We start from the raw sequence: 25,957 nt of genomic DNA, 5'->3' as shown, positions 1-25,957 counted from the left end.
TATCGTTTATGGCGATCACAGTGAAGGATGTAGCCAAAAAAGCTGGTGTTGCGACCTCGACTGTTTCACGGGTCATCAATGACCATCCAAGCATCTCAGAGGCAACCAAAAAGAAAGTACGAAAAGTCATGGATGAACTAGGCTATGTACCAAATATCACTGCTAGAAATCTAGGGAAAAGAATTTCTAGCGCAATTGGCGTCATTCTCCCACCCCTTGATTCAAAAGAACGGATTGGGAATCCTTTTTATCTTGAGATCATGGAAGCGATCAATGAAGAAGCACGCCGTTATGATCTGACAACTGCTATAGCAACAGCCAAAAATTTTGATACTTTATTAGAAAACGTGCAACGGATGCATCTGCAAAAACAAGTCGATGGGTTTATTTTAGTTTATTCCGACAGTGAAGATCCTGTCATAGATTATCTCTATACGAATGAGATTCCTTTCACTTTGATTGGTCAGCCTTACCGACATGAGAATGAAATCATTTATGTCGATAATGATAACCAATTATTAGGTAAACAAGCCACGGATTTCTTGATTCAAAACGGTCATGAAAACATTCTTTTCGTAACCAATACAACCCACGAGAGCCTTTACTTCGAACGTTATTTTGGCTACCAAAAAGCCTTGATGCTAGCTGGACTTACAGTTCATCCTAGTGTAGTGATCGAACAACCCGAAGATTATTTAGCTTTTGATGCCACTTTGAAAAAGTCACAATCAACAGCGCTTGTAGTCATTGACGATATTTTTGCCTTACGAACGATGCAACTAGCACAGATGTATGGCTATCGAATTCCTGATACCCTATCAATCATCAGCTTCAATAACTCTATTTTCGCTACATTGACTCACCCTTATTTAACCAGTATCGATATCGATATTTCTGAATTAGGAAGGGTTGCGATGCAAAAATTATACGAATTGATCCACGATGAAATCAGTAGCGGTGTTCGTTTAGTCATTCCTCATCAACTCGTCAAACGAGAAACCGTCGTTCCTCGTTTACAAGAAAAAAAATAAAACAACTGTTGAACACACAAATAAACTATTTGTAGTGTCTTCAGTTGTTTTTTTACTATACAGGTTCATTTTTTAAGAATCTACACTCTTCAAATAACTTTTTCATGAAAAAGAAACTGAGTATAAAAAGCTATTTCGATTCTCGTTCTCAAACCTTGATGGTGCCTAGACTATTCACTGGTGCGTTTTTTCATCTTTTGATTAAGCCAGAAACCACTCAAAATCGTAAAAATCGGTGCTAAGATCGAGAAGAAAGTAAATGGTAGATATTGTAATGCACTGACTTTCATCGTGCCCATAATAAAGGTACCACTAACTCCCCACGGAACGAGTGAATTAACGGTTGCTCCAGCATCTGCCAAAGTTCTGGTAAGATACTTTTTATTAACGCCCGCACGATCGAACGATCGCTTAAAGGTTTCGCCTGGTAAAATGATCGACAAGTACTGTTCGCCTACGATCAAATTGATCCCGATACAGCTTAATGCTGTAAAGCCAACCAAGCGAGAAGGCCGATCCATTTTTTCTCGCAATTCCTGAACAATCGTTTCCACAATCGTATATTTGATCAACAAGCCACCCAAAGCTAAAGCTAGAAGAATCAAGCTTGCTGAACCAAGCATACTAACAATTCCCCCTCTTGAAAGCAATTCATTGATTTTAGGGTCTGCTGTATGGGCAACATAGCCGTTCATTAAAATATTAGCTACTTTTGACATCGTTAAATGTGGTTGATTGATGAAGGAAAGAATGATCGCAGCAGTTGAACCAACTAGTAGTGTTGGAATCGCTGGAATTTTTTTAATCGCTCCACCAAACAAGATCACTAATGGGATCAACGTCCATGGAGAGATCCAGAAACCTGCTTTCATGTTTTGGATCATATCCGTGATCGCATGTAGATCCGCTGTGTGACTTCCATTCCCAAGAAAAACATAAAATAACATAGCAATTAAAAATGCCGGCAAGTCAGTGTAACGCATTTGAGCGATATGCTCAAATAAATTTACTTCTCCGATCCCTGCCGCCAGGTTCGTAGTATCAGATAACGGCGAACAATTATTTCCTAAAAAAGCCCCCGAAACAACTGCTCCTGTCGTCATCGCATCACTAAAACCTAAAATATGACCGATTCCTAAAAAAGCAATACCGATCGTTGAAATCGTTGTAAATGAGCTTCCCACCGTAATCCCGACGATTGCACAAACAAGAAAAGCAGTCGGTAAGAAAAAGCGAACCGAGATCAATTGGAAACCATAAACCATGATCGTTGGAATCGTTCCAGATAAAATCCACGAAGCTACCAAAACACCAATCAATAGAAAAATCAAAATTGGGATGATCCCTGGAGTAATTCCTTTGACAATCCCATCATGAATCTCATCCCATGAGAAACCTCTAAATCGTCCATAAAATAACAAACACATGAAAGCAATTAGTATAGGAATATGCGGAGACAATTGAAATCCAATAATCAGTATTCCTAATATCGCCAACAATATGAATAAAACTGCCATACTTTCTTTCACAGATATTTTTTTATTCATCGTATCTTCTCCTATTTTTTTACAAAAAAAGCCCTACCTAAAAAAAAGCGTTCTTTTGGTAGGACAACTGGTCATAGCATCATTTTTTTGTTTTAGCGGATAGACGATGCTAATGACGATTATTTTCTCAAATCCGCTGAACCTTATGATTAGCGTTATTTTCGCAAAGGTTCCCTGATTAAAAAGCATACATTTGGCAAACCATGCTGTAACAGACATGAGCTACTTCTGGAACACCGTTTGTTAGGAATAAGGGACTGTGACAAGATTTTTGTCATAGCCCCCTTCCCTATTTACATTTTTTACTTGCTTCTTATTTATTCTATTCTTTTAAACTCTTTTCTACTTCGCTTCCCCAAGAATCATTTTTAAAACGATTGATGATCAAAGGAATGACAAACATAACGATTGCAATAACTGCTACCAATAATGCATCCGTCAAGGTAGATGTTCCTAAAGTGGATACAACTACTGCAATGATAGAGAAAATCAACATGCAGCTAACTACCCAAGCCATTCCATTTCCTTTTTTACCAATTCGATAAGGACGTTCTAAATCTGGATGGCTTTTTCTCATTTTGATCAATGAAACAGCAATCAAAATATAGACGATACAATAAATAACAGTTGTAGCATTTGTTAATGTTAAGAATACAGCACTGACGTCATCCATTACGCCGTAAAGTAAAGCGAATAATGAAATAACGATTGATTGAGTTAATACGACATTACGAGAAACACCATATTGATTTTCTTTATGGAATCCAAATTTAGGTGGTAAGAAACCTTCACGTGCTACTTGGATAATCGTTTTAGATGGTCCAGTTACCCATGCAGATAATTGAAGTAACACACCGATAAACACCATAAAGCTGAAGATGTTCCCGATAATTGTTGGTAATCCAAGGATTTGGCAATAAATCAAGATTGGTTGCGTAATGTTTGCTAATTCCATTTTTCCATTTGGTACAACATTGGCAACTAACATTGCATTGATCACGTTCAATAAAACAAGACCAATCAACGCAATAAAGACCCCTTTAGTGTAGTTTTTCGTTGCATCTTTTAAACGAGGCATGTAAACAGAACTCATTTCGATACCAACAAAAATAAATGTGATACCTGCAAGATATTTCAATGATTCACTATGTTGTAAATCTGGGAAAGCTTTTGACCAAGAAAAATCTCCTAAGTAACCATTAGATACTAGCCCCACTTTGAATGCGGCGAATAAACCAAGGACAAACATGATAACCACTGGGATATACACACCTAACCAAACGCCGATGTTCCCACCAACTTTGGCCATATCAAATTTCAAGTTCAAAATTGTAATGATCCAATAAATAACTAAAATACAACCTAATACAAATAAATGATTATTGCCTAATTCTACGTTCCCGAATGTATTTCCTAATAATGGACCTAATGTTGATGCAACCATAACCATCCCTGGGAACATTTGAACCCAAAGCAACCAGGCAACAACAAATCCCCATTTACTTCCTAAGGCAGTTTTGACCCATAATTGTGGTCCACCTTCTTGTGGAAGCATCGTAGAAAGCTCACCAGAAACCATCGAAATAGGACCGGCAAAAAACAGTACGGCAAAAATTGAATAAAAAATCAATGTCCAACCAACGGCTGCTAAAGTCGGAATACTCCGAACTGTCGCACACAAAGCCATCGTCAGACCGACAAAGGTCCCAAGACCCATTTTACTTACTTGTGATTTACTCACTGTTGACACGCTCCTTGTTTTTTTTGAATAAAAAAACGTTGTCTTCAAAGTAATCCCAAGTCGCAAGACAAAAGCCAAGAGGTTGTTCCCCACAACTTTTTTAGTATAAAAACGATGCTTAGTGACTGGATTTTATTAGTTATTATTTGCTAAAAAAGAAAAATCTGAAATAGTCTTGTGTTCCATTCGCTGTATTTGTATTGAAGCTTTTCGATCTTTCTCTTCATTCATACCAAATACCTAAAAGAGCGCAAGCTATTTCATTACAACCTCGGCTGTTTTGAACAGATTACTTGTATCGCTTCAAAGACAACCTGTAAAACAAAAAACACCTGAGCAGATAACAGAAGTGCTGAGCTCAGAAAAACCAGCAGAAGAATCTAAAAAATAACTTTTTGTATTTTAAAGATCCTTCAACTGTATTTTTCGATTGAGCTACCACCGTTTATTCGGTTTTATAGCATACAATAAAAGTGACTTCTACTTCTTATACTCAGAATGTTTTTTATTTTATTATTTTTCTTCGCTTGCTAGTAATTGATTTGCGTAGATTTTTTCTAATTTTTCTTGAAGAGCTGCTTTGATTTTTCCAGCATATTCTTCGAAGTTTTCTGCTTTATTCATGTATGGTGTCATTACACTTGCACGTAAAACAGTTACTTTTCCTGCACGGTTCCATTCTTCATCTGAGAAACCTAATTGGTTCACAAATTGTAATGGGCTGTTGCCATAATCTGGAATAGCAAAGTCAGTGTGTGATGTCAAGAATTCATTACCATAGATGCTACCTTTAACGTATGAAGAGTAGTCATAAACGTCATGATTCAATTTGTTCATTGCAACTAGATCGTCGTTGCCTTTTTCTTTAAATACATAGTCAACCATATTGAAATCTGGGTAAGTTAATGGATGTACTTCGATTTCTTTATCGCCGACTTTAAATGATAAATCTTGTAAGAAGTTATAGAAACGATGTGCTCCTTCGATTGAAGCTCCCATCAATTTACCATAACCAGTTACATTAAGTGGTAAGACATGATGTGCAGCCCAAACACTAGCAGCAGTTGCTCCTGCTTTTGAACCTTCTAAAATGTATGCACCAAGTAATGCTGGGATATCTGCGCCTTTTTCAAACACGTAAGTGGCAAAGTAAGAAATAACGTCGCGCATACGTACGTCTTTGATGACGATCCCACCAGCTGAGTAAGGAACATAACCCATTTTATGTGGATCAATTGTTACAGATTCTGCTTCTTCAATTGCTTTGAAGGCACGGTGTACATCTTCTAAGATATAATCTTTGTTTTCTGTAAATACATGATGTTTTGCATGAACATCTTTTAATTCTTCAAATGGAATAAAGTTATTTTCTTCGTCTAAGAAAATGGAACGACCATAACCGCCGTAAGCAGCATCAACATGCAAGTAGAAGTAAATACCATCTTTTTCTAATACTCGACGTAATGCAACGATTTTATCGATACCGTCAATGGCTCCTTCTTCTGTCGAACCAACAACACCGACTACACCCAAGATTGGTGTTTTTTCAGCTGCTAGTTGACGAACGATTTTTTCAAGTTCGTTGATATCCATTCGATAGTTGTGATCAACTGGTACAGGGATTACTTGATCTAACCCGATACCGATGATATCAGCTGCTTTTAGCCATGAGTAATGTTTCGTTTGTGGTACTAACCATTTTCCTAATTGTTGTAAATGTTTTCCGCTACGTGCAGAATGTGCTTTGATGTCATCAATTTTTTCTGGAACACTATCTAACAAGTCCATGATTTCTTTTGTAGACATGTTCATCAATTCCCAGTCACTTTTTCCTGAGACTAATTCAGGTGCAACTTCTTTCATTGCAAGTGGAAGTGATTTGATGTTACGTGCATACCAAAGACCTTCTAAGTTAGCTAAAGAACCATCAGCAACGATGTGTCCCCAGCCATCTTTATAGCCCATTAATTTCGCAAATTCTAGTCCTACTTCTTCCTCCATTTGACTTGTTGCTGGAGAAGATTCGTAAGCAACGTTGTTACCATTCCATAGCATTGCGAAATTATATGCTAGTAAAGATGGCATTAATGTTTCAGAGTTCATATGACCCCAATAACGTCCAGCTGTATGCCATGGTACTGAGTGAGTACGCATACGAGCTGAGATTTCAGATAAAACATCTTTTGTTTTATTGACTGTGTGCTCAAAACTTGCACTACTTTGTTCTTCTGGTGTAATAACTGGCATGTCTTGTGGCATGTAGTTTTGTCGCCAGCCTAAATGTTCATCTACTAAATCGTTCAACAAATCTTTATAGAGTTGGCCGTTCTCCGCTTTGTCTCCGATAAATAGTGCATTTAGGTTTAATTCATTTGACAATGATTCCATGTGAAACCCTCCTAAAAAATATTTAAATTTTGTCGAGCCCTACATTACACCTGTTTTTTATTTCTGTAAACTAAATCACAAGTGGTTTTTTAATCATTTTATAATAATTGTCAATTGTGTAAATTGTTTACACATTTAAAAAAATTAAAAAAAACGAGGGAATTTACAAAAGTAAATTCCCTCGTAAAGATTGTATTAACGAGATCCCACGTCACCCTTTTAGGTTGGGTTTCAAAATTGGAATCTTGTAATAGAGTTGACCATTTTCAAGCCAAAAAATTACTAAATTCTAATCAACTACTTTGGCCAAAAAGTAATTTTTCTTACCCTTTCGAATAACCACAAACTTACCATCAAATTCCTTCGATGGATCTATGACAAAATTTAAATCGGTAACACGGTCACCGTTAATACTTATAGCTCCGTTTGAAACATCTTCACGCGCTTGACGTTTTGATGGTTCAATTTTTGTGGAAACCAATAATTCCACGATATTTTCAGGTTTACTTGAAATTTCAACGTTTGGCATTTTACCAAATCCTTGAGCGATCTCAGCTGCATTTAATTCTTTGATGTTTCCAGAGAACAATGCTTCTGTTATTTTTTGTGCTTCTTTCAAGTCTTCTTCACTATGAACGAATCTCGTCACTTCTTCTGCTAAACGTCGTTGTGCTTCACGTTTTTCAGGTTCAGTTTCAACTTTTTTCGCCAAATCTTCAATTTCTTCTTGTGATAAGAAAGTAAAGAATTTCAAGTATTTCACAACATCTCGGTCATCTTGGTTCAACCAGAATTGGTAGAACTCAAATGGTGATGTTTTCTCAGGATCTAACCAGATAGCGCCACCGGCAGTTTTACCAAATTTTGTCCCATCCGCTTTTAACATCAATGGGATCGTTAAACCGAATGCTTCTGCTTCTGGTCCTTCTAATTTACGGATTAAGTCTAATCCAGCTGTGATGTTCCCCCATTGATCAGCACCACCGATTTGTAGTTGAACATCATATGTTTTGTGTAAGTGCAAGAAGTCAATTGATTGCAAGATTTGGTAAGTAAATTCTGTAAATGAGATACCGACTTCCAAACGACTTGCTACGATATCTTTCGCTAACATCGTGTTAATATTGAAGTTTTTACCGTAATCACGTAAAAATTCAAGTAATGAGATTTTTGATAACCAATCATAGTTATTTACAAACGTGATGTTTGCATCTTTCCCAAATAATTTTCTCATTTGGTTAGATAAAGCATCAACATTATGTTGGACTTGTTCCATTGTTTGTAAGACACGTTCTGTCTTACGGCCACTTGGGTCTCCAATTGTACCTGTTCCGCCACCGATCAGAATGTATGGATGATGTCCTGCCAATTGAAATCTTTTCATCATCATAAATGGAATCAAATGTCCGATGTGCATAGAATCCCCAGTTGGGTCAACTCCGCAATATAGTGAAATACTCTTTTCGTCAACAAGTTCACGAAGTCTTTCTTCATTCGTTTGTTGGTTAATGGCATCACGCCAAGTTAATTCGTCGATAATATTCATGTTAAATCCCTCCGTATCATTTTATTGTGAAAGCAGGAACCTGCTATCATTCATACTAATTAAAATCAATAAAAAAAAATCCCTTGGTTAACTAACCAAGGGACGAAATCTCGCGGTACCACCCATTTTATATGTTTCATTCAAAACATATCACTCAAACATTTAACGCTGTCACGTGACAAATCAATGCCAAAGGCTCCTAAAATGTAATTCGTCTTAAAGCTTGTACTAGTTCTCAGCAACCACTAGCTCTCTGAAACATTGGCTTTAATAACTACTGCGTTTTGATCATTGCCTGTTATCAAGTTAATATGTGTCTATCATAGAACGCTATTTTTTCTTTGTCAATAAAAAAGATAAAAATTTCTTTCTATACTTCTTCAACAATGGAATAAAACAGTAAAATCCGAACATTCTTTTTTTAAAATTATTTGCATCCAATTACCTAAAATAACTCATTGATCCCTTTATTTCATCCATTTTTTCTAAGATGAATGATCCATTCAATGGCGCTCATTTGACCATCAAATGAAAATTTTAAAAATTTTTGAAGCTTAAGAAAATTTTATAAACTAGTATTTATCAACGACAAATTTACTTCTTTTATTTTATTATTTTAACGTTTTCGATCATCTAAGCGATCAAATACCTCTTTCTCTCACCCTAATTAATGTTATTATTTCCCATTCAATCGAAGGTATAAAGGCATCAATTCCTGCATACCATCTAAAATCAACTTTTCAGCATCTTTTAATTCATTCGGATAAAAATAAAGCTTACCAAGTTGGAAGGTTTTATCCTCCATTGCTTTTTTTAATTCGATTTGTTTTTGCTTATCCGTCAAATAGGTGGCTAACGGCAGGTGATCCACCAGTTCATGTTCTGGTTGCGGCCAAATATAATACTCTTCAACTGAGATGTGCTTACTCCATTCCTTTAAAACCGTTAGTAGATGATTGAAGGACGAAATACTTCCTTGGCGTTCTTCACTTTTATAATGTTGAAACATCAAATAGATTTGAAATTGTTTTTTATTTAGCAAAGTAGCTAAACAAGCATTTTCCTGTTGGCGTCCTTCACTACGGTACGCACACCAAAAATGGCTTCTGAGATTCCAACCATTCGTCCAACTTTCGATTTTTGGTTTTCTCATCTGCCATTGCAAGGGGGTTGCTTTTGCCACTTGTTCATTCATTTTTTTCCACTTTTGCCAGTGTGTTTGATACCTCACCTTAAGCTGTACTAATTCTTCAGTAGTATAACTTTCTTTTAGCTGCTTAAAGGTATACATCGAACGATCAAACAATTCATAATCACTAGTTAATAAATCCATTCCGCCACTTCTTTCTTAACGATTTCCCTATCCTACATTGTAAAGACTATCAATGAGAGGAACAATAAAAATAGCAAGAAAAGAGTGAGCATGGAATTATTTCGGTGAAAATACTCGATAATCATCTTCCTTTATCATTTAAATCTTGTTTTGCTTGTGTAATTGGTTGTCTATTAACTGGATTCTGCTTTGTTGTCCCATTTTTCTGTACTTTGTCTTTTAATTGAGCTTTTTGTCGCTGTCCATTCCCTTGTTCTAATTCCATATGCTTTTCCAGAGAGGCGATCAGCTTATCTGTATATTCTATATCTTGTTTTACCAATCCTTTAAAACTATTAATCAAAGGCATCATTTTGGCAACCAGAAGTTGTGATTGACTCTGAGTAGTGTTTTCCAGTTGAACATTCAAATTTAAAAAACGCTCTCTTTCCTTGCTCACATCTTTCTTTAACTTTTCAAGACTTTTTGTTCCTAGAAGTTTTTTCCCTAATGCTAACTCAGCTTTTTGAGCGTCAATTTCTTTTTTCAACATATATTTTTGTAACCAATTCACACCTTTTGCTAATTTTTCTTCGTTTTTGTTCATACTATCCTGCAATTTATCGATTCGTTGAGTCAAATGAACCTTCATATTTTCCTGATCTCGTGGTTCTACGTCTAATTTTTTTGCATGATTTAAATAATTTAATCGATTCATCCGTTCTTTTTTCAAATAAGAAACTCGAGCATACTGCTTCTGTCTTTGCTTATCTAACTCTAGGATCGTTTTATATGTATGTAAAAATTCCTTATCCAATAGCATGGGGATTTCCATCTTTATACTCTTTTTTTTATTTCCATTTACCTCAGTTAATTGGTAAATCTTGGCATTTTTTTTAGATACTACTTCTTGTTCAACAAGCTGATAAATTTTTTCTTTTGTTTTAACCTCTTTTGCTTTTGGTAGTATTGACATTTTTTTACTCCTTATCATTTAATAATCGAGATATTTCGAAAACGAATGCGTTGTGCCTAAACTTAGACGAAACGCATTTGGACAAACGAAACTTTCCAAACATATTACTAATTACGTGAATCGTGTTCAGGCGTTGATCTTTGTTGTTTCTCTGGTTGGCTTTGTTGTTTCCCTGGTTGGCTTTGTGGCTGCGTAACTCCTTCTATCAGAGTATATAATTCACGTGGACCATTTGTTTTTTGCACATCATTTATTTTTATTGTTTCATGCACTTCATTTGTTTTTTGTTCACCATTTATTTTTATTGTTTCATGCACTTCATTTGTTTTTTGTTCACCATTTATTTTTATTGTTTCATGCACTTCATTTGTTTTTTGTTCACCATTTATTTTTATTGTTTCATGCACTTCATTTGTTTCTTGCTCATCATTTCTTTCCATTTCAGCTTGTACTTTATTCTGATATTCATGTAACTCCGCATTTAGTACTTGTGGGCGATGATTCTTGATATTTTCAAATCTCTGCTGTGTCTCTAAGAAATTTTTTTCGGTCGTATAAATTGAGCGAGCAAGTTCGCCTAATAGCGGTGCCACGTACGGAAATAGACTGGCTGATACTTTATTATTTAAATCTATAAAACCTTTCTTCACCATACTAAATTGTTCATTCATATTCAAATCAGAATATTCTTTCGTTATTTTATTTATCCATTTCTTCTTTATCTTTTTACTATCAACCTCCCCACTCAAACTATAGCCTTTCCCATAAAGTGATGATAGATCAGACTCCAGTTTACCTTTTATAAGCTTTTGTTCATTTTCCAATGAACGCTTCTCTTTTTCCAATGCTCCTATTTCACCTGTAAAATAACTTAAAAATCTTCTAAACGGTGAAGCTTTGATCTTATCGATTTCATCAGTCTTCTCCTTGATTAGTACTGGTATTGCATTTAACCGATTCAATTTGTTATCCATGTTGTTTTTTTCACTAGTGTAGCTAGTCAATTCTACGCCTATCTCTTCTTCCAACGACTGAATTTTTATTTTCATGTCGTCTTCATCACGCTCTAACTTATTTTGCATACTAATTACTGAACTCATGTCTTTATTTAGTTCAAGACACTTTTGTACTTCTTTTTTAGGAACAACTAATGATTCCTTATATGAACCAAAAGAATATTCGCTCATTAGACGTAGATCTGATTTTTCGTGTTTTTTCAACAGGTTTTGTTTGTTTTGTTCAATTGACGCAATTTTAGCTTGGTCGTTAGTGACATACGCTGCTATACATTCCTTTTTATATTTCTTAAATTTATCTTCCTGTTCCATTTCTAAACTAGATACTGTCACATTTTTATTTTTGTTATTTAAATCCCCCATATCTGCTTATCTCCTTTATTACTTTAGTGTGTTAAGAATAACACGCGCGACAACTGTTATTTTTCCGACATTTTCTCAGTTTGGAAATTTTTGTTTTAAAATTGTTTATCCTTTGTTTTTTTGATTTGAAAGCATATTCTCATAAGTGTTCTGGAATAGAAAAAAACTGACTTTTGTTCCCATTTTTACTGGTCAAAAAGTCAGCTATATAAATATTTTGTTATTTATGATTCTATATTAGTTAATAAAGTTTCAAAGAAAATAGCACTAGAAGCTGCTCCGGGATCGATATGGCCAATGGCTCTTTCCCCTAGATAAGAGGCACGTCCTTTTTTGGCTACTAAATCTTTTGTATGTTCCTTCGCTTCTTCAATCACTTCTTCTGTTAATCGATTATTCTTCAAGGCTTCAGTAACAGGTAACCAGACATCTAGCATCGTTTTCTCTTCTGCTTCTGCTTTCCCCCTAGCTTGAATCCCATTTTTTCCTTCTTCAATGATTTTCCCTAATTGTTCTTGTGATGTAATCACATCAATGTCTTTTGTAGCCTTCATCATATTCATAAAGGCAGAACCATATAATGGTCCAGAAGCACCTCCAACTTTTGAGATCATTGCCATCGAAAGAACCTTGAACGTGTCACTGATCGTTTTCGGTTGTTCTTTTTGAAACGCTTCTTTATAAGCCGTCATCCCTCGCCCCATATTATTGCCATGATCGCCATCACCGATTGGCGTGTCGAGCTCACTCAGATAACTTTTATTTTCATCGATTTTCTCTGTAAAATCCGTTAACCACGCTTGAATTTCTTTGACCGTTAGTTCCATTATTCTCCCACCTTCTACCACGAAATTGTGTGAACTTCACTTTCCAATGCTTCCTGCCATTTCTTAGTTGTTAGGTCAATCATCGTCAGAGATAATCCTTGCATGTCTAAAGAAGTCATAAAATCACCGACTTTATGAAATGTCACTTTGACTGCTTCTTGATCGAGTAATGATTGGACATCATTCATAAAAACAAAGAGTTCCATCAATGGCGTACCACCCATCCCATTAACTAGCACTCCAACTTCTTTTGGTTTCTCTGGGTAGTCAGCTAAAATTTTTGTTACTAATTCTTCAGCTAATACTTTAGCAGGTTGCAACTTTTCTCTACGATAACCAGGCTCGCCATGGATCCCTACTCCGTATTCGATCTCATCTTCGGCTAATTCAAATCCTGGCTTTCCTACTTCAGGAACCGTGGCCGCACGCAATGCCACACCAATCGTCTTGATCGCTGGAACTAGTCTATCTCCTAGTTCCTTCAATTCTTGCAAGGATGCACCTTTCCTAGCGGCATCCCCTAAGATTTTATGCACAAGAACTGTTCCAGCTACTCCACGTTTGCCAGCAGTATATGTGCTATTTTCCACCGCAATGTCATCATCCACTACAACACTTTCTACTTCAATCCCTTCCATAGCCGCCATTTCTTTAGCCATGTCAAAATTGAGTACATCTCCTGTATAATTCTTGATGATCAATAAAACGCCTTTTCCTTGATCCGCTTCTTTGATAGCTATCTGAATCTGATCAGGTGTCGGCGAAGTAAAAACATCTCCTAAAACTGCAGCACTCAACATCCCAGCACCAACAAAACCTGCATGCGCTGGTTCATGACCACTTCCTCCCCCAGAAACCAAGCCAACTTGTTCTACTTGATCATTTTTTGCTACTACTCGAGAATCAGCTACTTGGTGAATCATTTCTGGATAACTTATCACTAAACCAGACAACATTTCTTCTACGATCGTACTAGGATTATTCATGATTTTTTTCATTTCACGTCCACCCTTTCTTTCCCGCATTCTGTGCTTCCGTTAGTATTTGTTGAGGATCATCCGTGATACCTGCTGTGATCGCTCCAGCAAAAGCCCCTTCAACAAGTGGCGCATCCACAAGGTAGTATTTCTTTTGTTGGTCTTCATCCAACATTTCCTTGGCCATTTCAGCGTTCAAAACCGCACTCCCGATATCCGCAAACACAAAATACATGGCGGAATCAGCTGATTGGTTGATCGCATCGATGATTTTCATCGGATCAGAACCAATTCTTCCCTCTACCCCTCCTAAGGAAAAAAGTAACACATCTTCTGATTGTTGCATCTGTTCAATCATTTCTTTGAGTCCATCCGTTAACTGTTGACTATGGGAGACAAGTAAGATACTTTTTTTCATGCCATTTCTCCTTCTTCCTTTTGTGGTCACGCCAAGTTTGCGCTTTCATTCTTTTGATCATCAACTACATTCTTTTGCATAGTTCCAGTATATAATAGAATGTCCATTTTTTGGAAATGATGCGCTGTAATTGACTAGCTAATTCCAATTGCGACTTAAGAAATAAATTTTGATATACTATTTTTAAAGAAAGGAGTGATCGAATGATCATTACAACAACAAACAACGTGGAAAATAAAGAAGTAACAGCATATAAAGGCATTGTTTTTGGTGAAGTCATTACTGGAATCAACGTATTAAAAGATATCGGGGCAGGATTTCGCAATGTTTTTGGCGGACGTTCAAAAAGCTACGAGGATGAATTGCTTGCTGCACGTGAAGAGGCCTTAGCAGAAATGCAAGAGCGTGCTCGATCATTAGGTGCAGATGCAGTCATTGGGATGAAAATGGATTATGAAGTATTGGGGAGCGATAACGGAATGCTAATGGTCACCTGTAGTGGGACAGCGGTGACAATAAACTAGTTCAGACATGAGATTGTGAAAAGAGTGTCTTGACCTGAGCGCTCACCAAGTAAAAACTGCGACGAGTAATCGCAGGAGCATTAAGGATGAAAATCTCGAAACAGCTCCTCATGTTTTGAGATTTTTTGACTTATCGCCGAAGGTCAGCTCTTTGAACACCGTTTATTCGTTTTTAGAGATACTAGAAGAGACTGAGATAGAACTCTCACTTAAAAAATATACCGAACCTGTTCTATCAATACACCGATTCAAAAAACAGATTGATATAAAATAAGGTGTTTCCTAAAAAATATACGTAAAAACGTTAAATTTTAGGGAACACCTATGCTCTTTTTTCCTAAATTTAATTGATTATCCAAGTAAGATACTGCTATCTAATTATTTATGTACGTTGCTCTTTTCATCAATGGATTATTTTCTGCTTTACTATCTATGATTGCTGGCATTTCACCATCCGATTATCCTCTTGAAGTTCGATTCGTTTTATTGCTATTTTGCATTTGATCTTGTTTATCACCTCGGTTGTTGAGCTTTTCTACCCGCTGTTGAGCATTCTCTTTTAATTGGTTTATCTCTTGCTTTCTCACTAGAAGCTTTTCTTTAAATTTTTCATGTTTTCCTTTCCAACCTTGTACATTTCTTTCTAAGTCCTCAACCTTTTGCTCCATGACGTTTAATTTCCCACTAATTTTTTCAAGTTGTTCTCTTCTGTGTTTACTAACATCTCGTAGTCCCTTTGTCTTATCTTCAACAACGTCATACTCTGCTGACAGTTCACTAAGTTTCGCTTTAGGAACGTTAATTTCACTTTTCACCTGATCACAGACAGCTATATTCTTATCTAAATTCCCAGTGACCATTTTTTCTAAGTTACCCTTCTGATTAATATCTTCAATCAGTTGATTATTCGTATTTTTAATATCCTCAGTAACTGTTTTTACATCTTGTGTTAATTTAGTTTTTTCTCCTGTAAAGATGTTAAACAACTTCCGTACAAAAGGATTGTTGAAATCAGTGACGGCTTGGTTCTTAGTAACGAGATCCGTATATAGTTTTTTTTATCTCGTATTTACCTCCCCAATAGATGTATCTACCTCACCTATTTCAGCTATTTGTTGATCGCCTTTTTGAACAGGCGATAGCTTTTGTTCTATTTGGCTAATCTTATCTTTAAATTGGGATTCAAAATTATTTACCTTTTTATCTAAATCATCAATTAGAGGATTATCGAGTTGTTCTGATGCTACAGCCATTCTCTCCAGAGTTTTTTGCTATGCTGATTTTATATTGTTTACTTTTTTTATGTCTTTAGAAACTTTTTCTTTAATTCTTTTATTGTTCTCTAATGCATTATTGTATTGTTTTTGTGAACCTTCAAAAGCTTTTTGATTCGGTATAGTTTTCTCATCTGTAAACTTTTTTTGCTTCTTTAAAATTTCCCTTTAGAGTTTCTAACTCCTGATCGCTGTACCGTGCGGTTGATGGTACTTGAGTAACTTTTTTTATCGTGACTTTCCATATTTCATTTCACTCCTCTGTTTTTCGTACTAACATATGTAATACAAGAGTATCAGGAGTTTATTCATGTTATTTACTAATAATTTTTTTGTTTGAGAATTTTTGACGATGCCTTGCTAAGTTACTATGCCCTTGAATGTTTTTTACTATTAAGCTTCTGACCATTTTGCATGTTTAGTGAGTCCGGTTGATCCAAGTATATAGTAGCTTTTTGTTGTGCTTGATTAATCTTTTTACGGATTTTTTGAGGTTTCTTCGAGTTGTCGTTAATTAGTTTTCGGGCTTCAAGTTGTAGTGGTTCTATTCCATCCTTTAGCGTTGTCACCTTCCTAATGATTTCAGCATATACTTTCATTGCATAAGGTTTAACTGCTTTTACTTTTTCCTTTTCTACTTTATCTAACTCTTTTTTGAACATTTTTATTTCTTTTTCTAAGCCTTTTTTTACTTGTTTTGCAATTTCATCTGTAGATCCTATTGTCTTAAAACGTTCCTTAAGATCTTTCGGAAAGCGTGCCTTAAGTTCTTCTGGAAAACGTTCCCCAAGTTTTTCCTGAAAGCGTTCCTCAAGTTTTGCCTCAAAGCGTTTCTTAAATTCTGCCTCCCAATACTTAGTTTTCAAGGTTGTTTGCTGTATGGGGTTCCTTGGTTGCTCTTTTTTTCCAGTAAAAAAATTAAGCAAGCGTTTGAAGAATGACGGTTTCTCACCAACTTTACTACTTAAGCTATCTACTAGATTGTTATTTACGGGTTCTAAGGAAGATGTCTTCAATTTACTAAGCTGATTCTTTCTTTCTTTTTTTATTTCTTTTTTTATTCCTTCTTTTATTTCTTTTATTTCTTCGATTTCTTCTTCTACTTCTTCTTCGATTTCTTCTTTTATGTCTTCTTCTGTTTCTTTTTTTATTTCTTTTAGTTCCTTAATAACATCCCTATTTGGAAACAAGTCTTTTATAATATTTTTTACTCTAGTCTCTGATTCCTTGATTTGTTGATCTATTTCCTCCTTTTGCTTCCGTGCGTTAGGACCAAACTCCTCAGGTTCTGGATCTCGCTTACTATCGTCAATTTCACTTTTTGGTTTTGTTTCCTGTTTTATTTCCTGTTTCTTTGGTTTGGAAGGCATCACTTTATATTCTTTTAAAAATTCATCCACCATTTCAGCGTGTTTATTTTCTGCAGCTACATGGATACTCTTCGCAACCTTAAACTCATCTGAAAAAGGTTGATATGTTTCCATATGATCCAATATCTGCCATGCACCATCAACTTTTTCTTGTTGTAAGTCAATTTCTTTTATAGCTTTATCCATCGCTTTTTTCTTTTCAGCTTCTGCGTCTACTTCTGCAGCTGATTGCTGAGTTATTCCTTCCTGAAAAACTGGCCTTCCCATTCTTATTTCACTCCTTCGTATATTGATAAATTAAGCGTAACATGACAATAAAAACTTTATTTTTTAATAATTTCTTTGTTTGGAAATTTTTAAAAAAGTTTCATTCTTCTAGAATAAAAAGACACTTCATCGCACCATTAAAAATTCTGAGAGATCAAACTAACATTTTTCGAAACAAGTAGCATTTAGGATCCTCTATCTGTACTTACTCGTCAGCATTTACCAATCGTTGACTTCACCTCCGAAAGCAAACAAAAAAATCAAGAAGATCAAAAGCAATTTTTGCTTTTCCATTCTTGATTTTAATGCCAATCCTATATTTTTCTTAATTACAGATTCAAAAGATGCTCCTTCAATAACAGACCACTTTTTTCTTCAGTAATCTCTTGTATCACTTGATACGTATATCATATCTTAGTAAAACATCAAGCAAGATACCGCCACATATTAGAGAGTACAAAATTTTATTCTCTATAATGTATGTACTTCTCTGCCAATTGATTGATTCGTTTGGTTATGTACTTGTTGAGATTGCCGGTTGCGATTTTTGTTATTTTTTAACAACTCCTTATTCCAAGCATTCGTTACCAATATTCTATACTTTTGATAATCAACAGATTTTTTCGGTAACTGATCCACTTTTTTTGAAGGTTCCTTATCTTTAAGTTCTAGCATCACCCAAAAACCCAATTGTTCTTTTATCTTTGGTTGTTGCTCCTTAATAAATTTTAAACTTTTCTTTATTTGAGCAGCTAGTTCATTATTAATCTTTGGATGTTCTTCTCCTGTTGGATATTTATTTTTCAGCTGTTTCAACTGGCTTTTTAAATCTGCCAATCCATTGTTAACATGATCAACTTCCTTTCTCGCCTTGATAAAAATTCTCTCAGCCTGCTCATTCTTTTCTGTTTCAATCCTTTTTCGCTCAATGAGTTCCTTTATTTTATTCTCAAAAGTTGTCGATAAGACACTTTTTTTGGCAGTGTACTTTTCTCTAGCTTTTATATGTTTTTTAGTAAATCGACTAAGAAATCGTTTTACTCTCGGCTGATCGCTATTAATCATTTTTTTCGTTGATTTTTCCCAATCCTTATGTATCTTCGCAATTTCTTGGATAATTTTTTTCACAGAATGACTTGCCTTATCACGCTCTTGTATCGTTAAGTCATATAATTGTTTAAAGTCACTGGAAAAGATATTTTGAACTTTCATATCTAATTCGGTGCTTTTATGGACTAAATATTGATACAAACCAGGTGCATTTAATTCTTCAATACGTACATTTTTATTTCCCAATTCAGCCGAAAGTTGATTGGTAAAGATATTTTCTCTTTCATTCAAATGTTTGCTTTTAGCATTTTGTTCCCTTCTTTCATTTGTTTGATTTACTGTTTCGATTACTGTTTGATCTATCGCTTTGCTTATCAGACGAATAAATCCTTGTTGATCTTTACTTTGTTCTTGCTTACGGTATTCGTCTATTTTTTGCAGATTTTGTGTTATACCTCCCACAGTACCTTTAACTTCTTCTAAATTCTTCTGTAAATTTTCTATTTTTTTCGTTAAAGCTTCCCTATTTACCTCTTTTGGTATATTTTCCTTTACTATTTCATAATTCTGATTTAAATCATTCAAAGTGGCTCCTATGTTTGCACACTTTTCTTTCCACCCCTCAAATATTTCATTACTAGAGAAAACTTCATTAAGGATATTCTCATTTCTTGTGTAAACTGTTTGTGCTTCTTCTATTTTAGAATTCATAGTATTAATTGTAGCTTTTTTTGTATCTAACTCTGTTCGTAATTCGGCCTGTTCCTTAGTAAAAAAATTAATGATTTTTCTAAAGAACGACTGATCAATCGCTTTAATTTTCGATTCTATTTGTTCAGCATCTGATTGTAGAGATAACTTTTCAACATAGCTATCCAAAAAATTTTTTTTGGCTTCATCACGTTCTCTTATACTATTTAAGATATTTTTAGTTTCTTCGTCTAGTTTAGATAACTTTGTATGTGCTTCTTCCTTTTTACTTTCTAACGGGCTTAATTTGTCGATAACTTCAGTTTCTACTGTCTCATAAAGAGAAGAATCTTTTTGTTTAAAAAATTCTCGTTCTTCATCTACTGCTAAACTACCTTCTTGGACTATTGATTGAGTTTCTTGCTTCCTTTCTGGTATCCTCGCTTCTTCATTATTAGGAGAATGTTTTATTTTTGCACGTTCTCTTTTATCTTGAATTTCTCTATTTGTTTCTTTCATAATATGTAAATCCCACTTTGCTTTTAAGTAGTCATTCTCTACTTTTCTTGCTTTATCATTATGAGGATGGGTTGAATAAGCGTCATAAATTGAGAAGAGCTGTGCTTTTAATTTTTTTTGCGCCTTCAATTCTTCACGACTATATTCCTTATCTGTTGCTTTAATTGGGTGTCTTAGCATCATTGCTAACTTTTCCTCTTCTTTTTCATGAATACGAGCTGCGTTTTTATAATTTTCTCCGTGAGGATAGGTAGCGTGACTATCCATTGTTTTATAGGCGTTCTCTACTATTTTTTTTTGCTTATCAATCACTGCTTTTGTAAATCCTCTACCTTCTGCTATTTCTGTCATTAGATCCCCTTCTCTTATTTGATTAATAATCTGAATGTAACACAAATGTAGAGTTTTTTTAGCCAAAAATTTCTAAATAACAGATTTTTTGTTCTATGCTAATGATATTTATTCCTAGCGACTTTCTTTATTGATGAGAATCGCTGAACCAATAACTGTTTTTTATCTTTATCTCCTCATCATTAACTACAAATATTATTTTTTCCTTCATAAAAAATATCATTCATTTGTTTTTTTGGAACAATCTTCGATGTTGAATATTTAGAATATTATTTAGCAAGTAAAAAGGATGTGATTTTTCGCCTCATCAAGCAAAAAATCACATCCATATCATGTTAGAACATCTTTTTCATTCACTTTTCCAACGATCCTTTTCAAAAACTATCTTTTAGAACAAGGATAGCCGATGAATCAGCATGAGTTTCATTCACTTTTACTTCGCCAAACGGTAGATGGCATCTGCATAAATGGCAGTTGCTCTGAAAAGATCATCCAGACTCATAAATTCGTTGGCTTGGTGCATTGTATCTGTATAGCCTGGGAACATTGCGCCGTAAGCTACACCACGTTTCAATAGTCGGCCATAGGTTCCGCCGCCAATGATTTGTTCATAGCCTTTTTCGCCTGTATGGTCTTCATAAACTTGCAATAAAGTTGCTACCAATGGATCTTCCATTGGTACATAGTGAGGTTCCATGACACGTGCGCCACGAGTAACTGTTGCTCCTTCTGCTTTCATCGTTGTTGCAATGTCATTTTCTAAGCCATCAACGGTAACCCCTTTTGGAAAACGGAAGTTCATGTTGATATAGTTATCTTCTTCTGACCCATTTTCTTTAAAGGCAAACAATCCAGCGTTCATGGTCAATTTACCCATTTTTTCGTCTTCATGGGCAACCCCTAATTTTTCTCCATAAAAATCTTCATGGACATAGGCTGCTGCTACATGGATGAATTGTTTAGCAGAACCGATAAATTCATAATCGTCTAAGAATAATGCTAAGAATGAACCGGCATTGATCCCTGATTGAGGACTTGCACCATGTGCGCCCTTTCCGATCAATTCGATTTTCACATAGGTATTATCCGCTTCGATCGAACCACTTACTGGGTTTGCTTCAACAAAACGATAAAAAGCTTCTTCCATTTGGATCGCAGCTTCCGCACTTGGTACTTCAAGAGTCGCTGTTGCTGTTCCAGGCACCATGTTTTCACGTAACCCTGAAGTAAATGTCTTCAAGACATAATCTCCTGCGTTATCTCCTTGGAAACGTAGTGCGAAAGAAACATTTCCTTTTTCACCATTGATGATTGGAAATTCTGCATCTGGAGAAAATCCAAAGTCAGGTTCTTCTTCATGTTCAAAGTAGTAAGCCATGTCTGCCCAACCACTTTCTTCATCGCTACCAACTACAAAACGAACTTTTTTGGATAATTCCAAGTCAAGATCTTTGATGATCTTCATGGCATAGTAAGCAGCCATGCTTGGTCCTTTATCATCACTAGAACCACGAGCAAAGATTTTTCCATCTTTGATTACTGGTTCATAAGGATCTGTGTCCCAACCATCCCCTGCTGGTACTACGTCCATATGACCAAAAATACCTAAAGTTTCATCACCTTCACCAAGATCAATATGTCCTGCATAGTTATCAACATTTTTTACGACAAACCCATCACGTTCGCCATAAGCCAACATATGTTTTAGCGCATCTCGAGGTCCAGGTCCAAAAGGTGCATCAGGAGTTACTTTTGAATCATCCCGTTCACTGTTCACACGTAAAAGATTTTTTAAATCTTCAAGTAGTTCTTCTTTACGTGCTTCTACTTCTTTTTGCCAATCGATTGTCATAAAATCAATCCTCCACTCATTAAGTCTACCTGTCCATCATACCATAAATCCTGCCAAAAAAACGTGCAAAAAAATTTGTGGTTCCTTAGCCAAACGGTATTTTATTTAAAAATACTCAGTTATAATACAAGAAAGGAGGCGGAGAAATTGTTAATAGATAGCGATTTATTACAAAAAGTAATTCAACCACGCCCAGAAAAGTCACATAAAGGAACATTCGGTCGTACTGTCTTGATTGGCGGTAACCATCAATTTGGTGGTGCGATCATCATGAGTGCACTAGCGGCTGTACACAGTGGCGCAGGATTAACGACTGTTGCTACAGACCAGCGGAATCAAGCACCGCTTCACACCCATTTACCTGAAGCAATGTGCATCGACTGGCAAGAAAAAGAACAACTGTTAGCAGTGATGGACACGGCAGACGTTCTATTGATTGGTCCAGGATTAGGGGACTCCTCATTGAGTTTAGAATTATTAGCATTCACTTTAGCACATCAAAAAAGCCATCAGTGGTTAGTGATGGACGGTTCAGCATTAACATTATTCGCTAAAGAAAATCTAACCCTCCATTTTCCCGAGCAAACCGTCATGACTCCTCATCAAATGGAATGGCAAAGAGTAAGCTCACTTAAGATCGAGGAACAAACACCTGAGAACAACCGCAAGCAGCAAGCCAAATTAGGCGCAACGATTGTTTTAAAAAGTCATCGAACCACGATCTACGGGCAACAAGAATGTTATCAAAATACTACTGGCTCTGCCGCAATGGCCACTGGAGGTACTGGTGATACATTAGCTGGTATGATCACTGGATTCTTGGCACAATTCCCTAAAAACGATGAAACAATCGCAGCAGCTGTCTACCTGCATAGTTTTATTGGGGATCAACTGGCAAAAAAACAATATGTTGTTTTACCGACACAAATCAGTCAAGCAATCCCTCAATGGATGCACTATTTTAGTCAGAAAAAAGATGGAAACAAGGAGTTCTAATGATGGAAAAATTTACTGGATACACGCGTGAGCCGTTTTACTATGAAACCGATCAAATGGGGATCATCCACCACAGCAACTATATCCGTTGGATGGAAGAATCTCGTGTTGCTTTATTGGATCATTTAGGTTTCAGCTATACAAAAATTGAAAAACTAGGGGTGATCATCCCTGTTTTAGAAGTCACTTGCCAGTACAAAGAAATGATTCGTTATGGTGAAACTGTTCGTATTTTGCCTAAAATCGAACAATATAGTGGAACAAGATTAAATTTTAGTTATGAAATCTACGGTTTAGATGACGGAAAATTACGAACAACTGGCTCTAGCAAACATTGTTTTTTACTCGCTGACAATCAGAAGTTAACCAAACTTGAACGGGTAAATCCTGCATTAGATCGCTTATTCCACGAGTATGCACAGTTGGATAGCTGAAGAATAGTATTTACCTCTTGTATTTTTTAGGATTTCCATTACGGATTTTCTTAAAAAAAATCAAAAAAGCTGCCTTTTTTCTTGTGTTGGCTTGATTCATCCGTATAATAAAATAAAAAGCAGGTGATCATCATGTATGTTGTGAAAGTATTGCACGGTTACATTGATAAAACAGGCTGCCGCACAAGAGAAAAAAATCCAGATAACTTATTGATTTTCAAAGAAAAAAAAGCATCAGAAGCTTTTGCTAAATCGATCGGAGGGCGTGTCAAACAACTGCACGAAGTACGCCCTGATTGAAATAAAACCTCAATCATTAGTTAGTCAACATGGTTGAGGTTTTTGCTTGTCCAAAAAATTTCTTTAAAAAACGAGCTTACCAAAAAGAGTGATCCTTTTGGTAGGCTCGTTTTTCTTACTATTTTCTCTCTTCTATCTTGAGAGGGTTAGTTTGTCACCAGTTAATTGAATATTAACAGCATCTACTATTTTTCCTTCTTTTGACAAAACAGCAATATTTATGCCCGCTTTATTTCTTGCAACATTTATATCACCCACTTTTATCGCAGCAAACTGTTGGTCAGCATACGGTGTAAAACTTGAAGATACTGAGATCTCTTTCCCATTGATTTCTTGGCTAACAGAATTATAGTTCTTTGTCTGTGAAAATTCAGGATTTTTTCCTAACAGACGGATACCCGAAAAATTCCAAGAACTTTCTGAATCCCCATTTTTAAACTCAGGGAACAGCTTACGGATCTCTTCAGCTAACTGTTGGTTCATTTGTGTCTTGTCTCCTGCACCTGCCATCACAATCAAATGATCAGTTTGACTTAATGCTTCAAAATAGGCGTTAGCATTCCAAATACTCATCCATTTTGGATCTCCCTGTTGATAGATTGTTTCCCAAGCCTCTTTTGGTACTGAATGAATGGACTCTAAACCAAAATATTTTGCATTCGCTCGATTGACTTGTTTCGTTATATCCGTTTTTACGTGGGATAGTCCTCCCGAGTAAGCAGTATGACCAGTTTGATTATAAATCGTAAAGTTGGCAATCACCGGATTCAAATTCCCTTGTTTTTTTTGCTCTCTGACGTAATGGTATTGTTGATTGATCTCTCTATAAGAAAGTGCTATGTCATTGACTCCTAAAGCAAAAGTAAATAGAAATTGGGTAATCAATACGCCACTAATCACCCCATAAAACGCTCCCTGGGTAGATTTCAACACTTTATCTGGCCATTCAAACGCCATCGCCATAATGATAAATAAAACACCACCAAAAAATGATCTTCCCCAATCAAGTCCAGCTGGTGAAAGAGATAATACATAGATCGTGGCTATCCCTGCAAAGAGATAGATATAGGATAGTCTCAACCATTCTTTGTGTTTACTAAAGAAAATTCCCAACACGATCAGAATCGCCATCAACACAAAAAGAGCTAAACTATTTTCATATAGCGTTTTTGTGATTGAAAAAACGCCCGAATACAATTTCCGAGGTAAAGACCACTGGCTACGAGCAAAATAAGTAGCTCGAACAGCATTTCCAGGGGCTGTTACCATCATGAATAAGCCAAAAATTGCTCCTAACAATCCTGTGAACATCCATGGTCGTAAAGGCTTTTTCTTTTGATAATAAAAATAGAGGTAGCCAAGAACAATCAAGATCATCCCACCAGAAGTGTTTTCATTACACCAGCCAGCTAAGATTCCTAAAATGAGTAGCAATATGCTATTTACTATAGGATTAAAAGACAATTCTTGCTCTTTCTCATAATAGCGGTGGTAAAGAAATAGGAAACTGACAACGATGATACCTCCCCATAAATAGTTAGCAGCACCAGTTTCCCATAAAATTGTTTGACCGAAAGCTGGGACAAATAACCATAAAAATACATTAATTAAAAAATATTTGAAGGAATAAAACGTAGTATTATCTTTTGTGGTCATTTTATAAATCAATAATGTCAATAAAACATAGATCAGTGGATTGACCAAATTAAATACTGTTTTAGGCATCAACAAAAACAAACGTGCAATGATATGGACAACGGATCTTCCCGTCCAGGTCATATATTGTGTGTATTCATCATGTAAAATAGATGAAAAACTACTTGTTTTATACATATACTCAATATCATCCGCAATTAACGGTGTCAAAAAATTTAAAACAACCATGATAACATAGGCAGAAATAAGAACTAAAATTTTTTTATTATTGCGGATAGTCTCTTTTATTTGTTTCACTTCGCTCCTACTTTCTTCTTAAATTTTGCTATAAAAAGGGTTCCTGTGATTCACAAAGAAAATTATAGCATTTTTTGATTCAACTTACATTCTTACTTTTGTATTCGACTGCCACATAGATCAAATAAGGAAAAAACCATCAGTAATCATGAATGCGTGTTATGTACGAATAATCAAAGGACTAACCCTATTCTCCGCCCCTGAAAAAGGGAGATAAAGACCAAGCACCTGACCT

The 25,957-nt window shown here is 35.7% G+C and carries 21 protein-coding genes and 1 other annotated feature; of the genes, 5 read left to right on the top strand and 16 right to left on the bottom strand.

The window, feature by feature from the left end; genetic code table 11:
• The first annotated feature begins 8 nt into the window (after positions 1–8).
• Positions 9–1,031, top strand: a complete 1,023-nt coding sequence (locus IGJ18_RS01320; RefSeq protein ID WP_096709689.1) for a LacI family DNA-binding transcriptional regulator — start codon at positions 9–11, stop codon at positions 1,029–1,031.
• A gap of 170 nt (positions 1,032–1,201) precedes the next feature.
• Here the strand turns inward: IGJ18_RS01320 and nhaC are convergent, their stop codons facing one another.
• From nhaC to dhaM, 10 genes are all read right to left on the bottom strand, one after another.
• On the bottom strand, positions 1,202–2,578 hold the full coding sequence (nhaC, locus tag IGJ18_RS01315) for a Na+/H+ antiporter NhaC (protein WP_081128227.1): 1,377 nt from the start codon (positions 2,576–2,578) through the stop codon (positions 1,202–1,204).
• 322 nt (positions 2,579–2,900) lie between these two features.
• Positions 2,901–4,319 (bottom strand): tyrosine-tyramine antiporter, encoded by a 1,419-nt coding sequence (gene tyrP, locus IGJ18_RS01310; protein WP_096709695.1) that lies wholly within the window; start codon positions 4,317–4,319, stop codon positions 2,901–2,903.
• A gap of 513 nt (positions 4,320–4,832) precedes the next feature.
• Positions 4,833–6,707 (bottom strand): tyrosine decarboxylase, encoded by a 1,875-nt coding sequence (tdc, locus tag IGJ18_RS01305; protein WP_010736916.1) that lies wholly within the window; start codon positions 6,705–6,707, stop codon positions 4,833–4,835.
• A gap of 289 nt (positions 6,708–6,996) precedes the next feature.
• The gene (tyrS, locus tag IGJ18_RS01300) at positions 6,997–8,253 is read right to left on the bottom strand and encodes a tyrosine--tRNA ligase (RefSeq protein WP_010736915.1); all 1,257 of its coding nucleotides are present in this window, start codon (positions 8,251–8,253) and stop codon (positions 6,997–6,999) included.
• Between the two features lie 95 nt (positions 8,254–8,348).
• Positions 8,349–8,554: a binding site (T-box leader), on the bottom strand.
• A gap of 375 nt (positions 8,555–8,929) precedes the next feature.
• The gene (locus IGJ18_RS01295) at positions 8,930–9,586 is read right to left on the bottom strand and encodes an HI_0552 family protein (RefSeq protein ID WP_081128230.1); all 657 of its coding nucleotides are present in this window, start codon (positions 9,584–9,586) and stop codon (positions 8,930–8,932) included.
• Between the two features lie 121 nt (positions 9,587–9,707).
• The gene (locus IGJ18_RS01290; protein WP_081128232.1) at positions 9,708–10,541 is read right to left on the bottom strand and encodes a hypothetical protein; all 834 of its coding nucleotides are present in this window, start codon (positions 10,539–10,541) and stop codon (positions 9,708–9,710) included.
• A gap of 107 nt (positions 10,542–10,648) precedes the next feature.
• The gene (locus tag IGJ18_RS01285; RefSeq protein ID WP_438842759.1) at positions 10,649–11,920 is read right to left on the bottom strand and encodes a hypothetical protein; all 1,272 of its coding nucleotides are present in this window, start codon (positions 11,918–11,920) and stop codon (positions 10,649–10,651) included.
• A 224-nt stretch (positions 11,921–12,144) separates the two neighbouring features.
• On the bottom strand, positions 12,145–12,747 hold the full coding sequence (gene dhaL, locus IGJ18_RS01280) for a dihydroxyacetone kinase subunit DhaL (protein ID WP_207426865.1): 603 nt from the start codon (positions 12,745–12,747) through the stop codon (positions 12,145–12,147).
• Positions 12,748–12,761: 14 nt separating this feature from the next.
• Positions 12,762–13,745 carry a dihydroxyacetone kinase subunit DhaK gene (gene dhaK, locus IGJ18_RS01275; RefSeq protein WP_010720271.1) on the bottom strand — a complete coding sequence of 328 codons (984 nt, stop codon included), beginning with the start codon at positions 13,743–13,745 and terminating at the stop codon, positions 12,762–12,764.
• A gap of 1 nt (position 13,746) precedes the next feature.
• Entirely contained in the window at positions 13,747–14,142 is a 396-nt protein-coding gene (gene dhaM / locus IGJ18_RS01270) for a dihydroxyacetone kinase phosphoryl donor subunit DhaM (RefSeq protein WP_010736909.1), read from the bottom strand.
• Positions 14,143–14,345: 203 nt separating this feature from the next.
• Here dhaM and IGJ18_RS01265 point away from each other — a divergent pair, with 203 nt between their 5' ends.
• Entirely contained in the window at positions 14,346–14,666 is a 321-nt protein-coding gene (locus IGJ18_RS01265; protein WP_010720273.1) for a putative heavy metal-binding protein, read from the top strand.
• Positions 14,667–15,124: 458 nt separating this feature from the next.
• Here IGJ18_RS01265 and IGJ18_RS01260 read toward each other — a convergent pair whose 3' ends face one another.
• The 5 genes from IGJ18_RS01260 to pepV all read right to left on the bottom strand — a co-directional run bounded on the left by IGJ18_RS01260 (position 15,125) and on the right by pepV (position 22,039).
• The gene (locus tag IGJ18_RS01260) at positions 15,125–15,652 is read right to left on the bottom strand and encodes a hypothetical protein (protein ID WP_438842758.1); all 528 of its coding nucleotides are present in this window, start codon (positions 15,650–15,652) and stop codon (positions 15,125–15,127) included.
• Between the two features lie 72 nt (positions 15,653–15,724).
• Positions 15,725–15,919 (bottom strand): hypothetical protein, encoded by a 195-nt coding sequence (locus IGJ18_RS01255; protein WP_438842757.1) that lies wholly within the window; start codon positions 15,917–15,919, stop codon positions 15,725–15,727.
• Positions 15,920–16,308: 389 nt separating this feature from the next.
• On the bottom strand, positions 16,309–17,577 hold the full coding sequence (locus IGJ18_RS01250; RefSeq protein ID WP_438842756.1) for a hypothetical protein: 1,269 nt from the start codon (positions 17,575–17,577) through the stop codon (positions 16,309–16,311).
• Between the two features lie 471 nt (positions 17,578–18,048).
• The gene (locus IGJ18_RS01245; protein WP_438842755.1) at positions 18,049–20,187 is read right to left on the bottom strand and encodes a hypothetical protein; all 2,139 of its coding nucleotides are present in this window, start codon (positions 20,185–20,187) and stop codon (positions 18,049–18,051) included.
• A gap of 433 nt (positions 20,188–20,620) precedes the next feature.
• A complete protein-coding gene (pepV, locus tag IGJ18_RS01240; protein ID WP_010736907.1) occupies positions 20,621–22,039 on the bottom strand; it encodes a dipeptidase PepV in 1,419 nt (472 codons plus the stop codon).
• A 147-nt stretch (positions 22,040–22,186) separates the two neighbouring features.
• Between pepV and IGJ18_RS01235 the strand changes: the two genes are divergently transcribed.
• The 3 genes from IGJ18_RS01235 to IGJ18_RS01225 all read left to right on the top strand — a co-directional run bounded on the left by IGJ18_RS01235 (position 22,187) and on the right by IGJ18_RS01225 (position 23,769).
• On the top strand, positions 22,187–23,035 hold the full coding sequence (locus tag IGJ18_RS01235; RefSeq protein ID WP_081128241.1) for an NAD(P)H-hydrate dehydratase: 849 nt from the start codon (positions 22,187–22,189) through the stop codon (positions 23,033–23,035).
• 2 nt (positions 23,036–23,037) lie between these two features.
• Positions 23,038–23,469, top strand: a complete 432-nt coding sequence (locus tag IGJ18_RS01230; protein WP_034699323.1) for an acyl-CoA thioesterase — start codon at positions 23,038–23,040, stop codon at positions 23,467–23,469.
• A gap of 132 nt (positions 23,470–23,601) precedes the next feature.
• Positions 23,602–23,769: a hypothetical protein gene (locus IGJ18_RS01225; RefSeq protein WP_010720280.1), complete on the top strand. Its 168-nt coding sequence runs from the start codon at positions 23,602–23,604 to the stop codon at positions 23,767–23,769.
• A 132-nt stretch (positions 23,770–23,901) separates the two neighbouring features.
• Here IGJ18_RS01225 and IGJ18_RS01220 read toward each other — a convergent pair whose 3' ends face one another.
• Entirely contained in the window at positions 23,902–25,722 is a 1,821-nt protein-coding gene (locus IGJ18_RS01220; RefSeq protein WP_438774532.1) for a DUF3329 domain-containing protein, read from the bottom strand.
• Positions 25,723–25,957 lie beyond the last annotated feature (235 nt).

It is taken from the genome of Enterococcus sp. AZ078, assembly GCF_051714985.1.
GTDB classification, from domain to species: Bacteria; Bacillota; Bacilli; order Lactobacillales; family Enterococcaceae; genus Enterococcus_B; species Enterococcus_B hirae.
The sequence above is the reverse complement of the archived record's forward strand: the minus strand, read 5'-3'. Positions and strand labels throughout refer to the sequence as shown.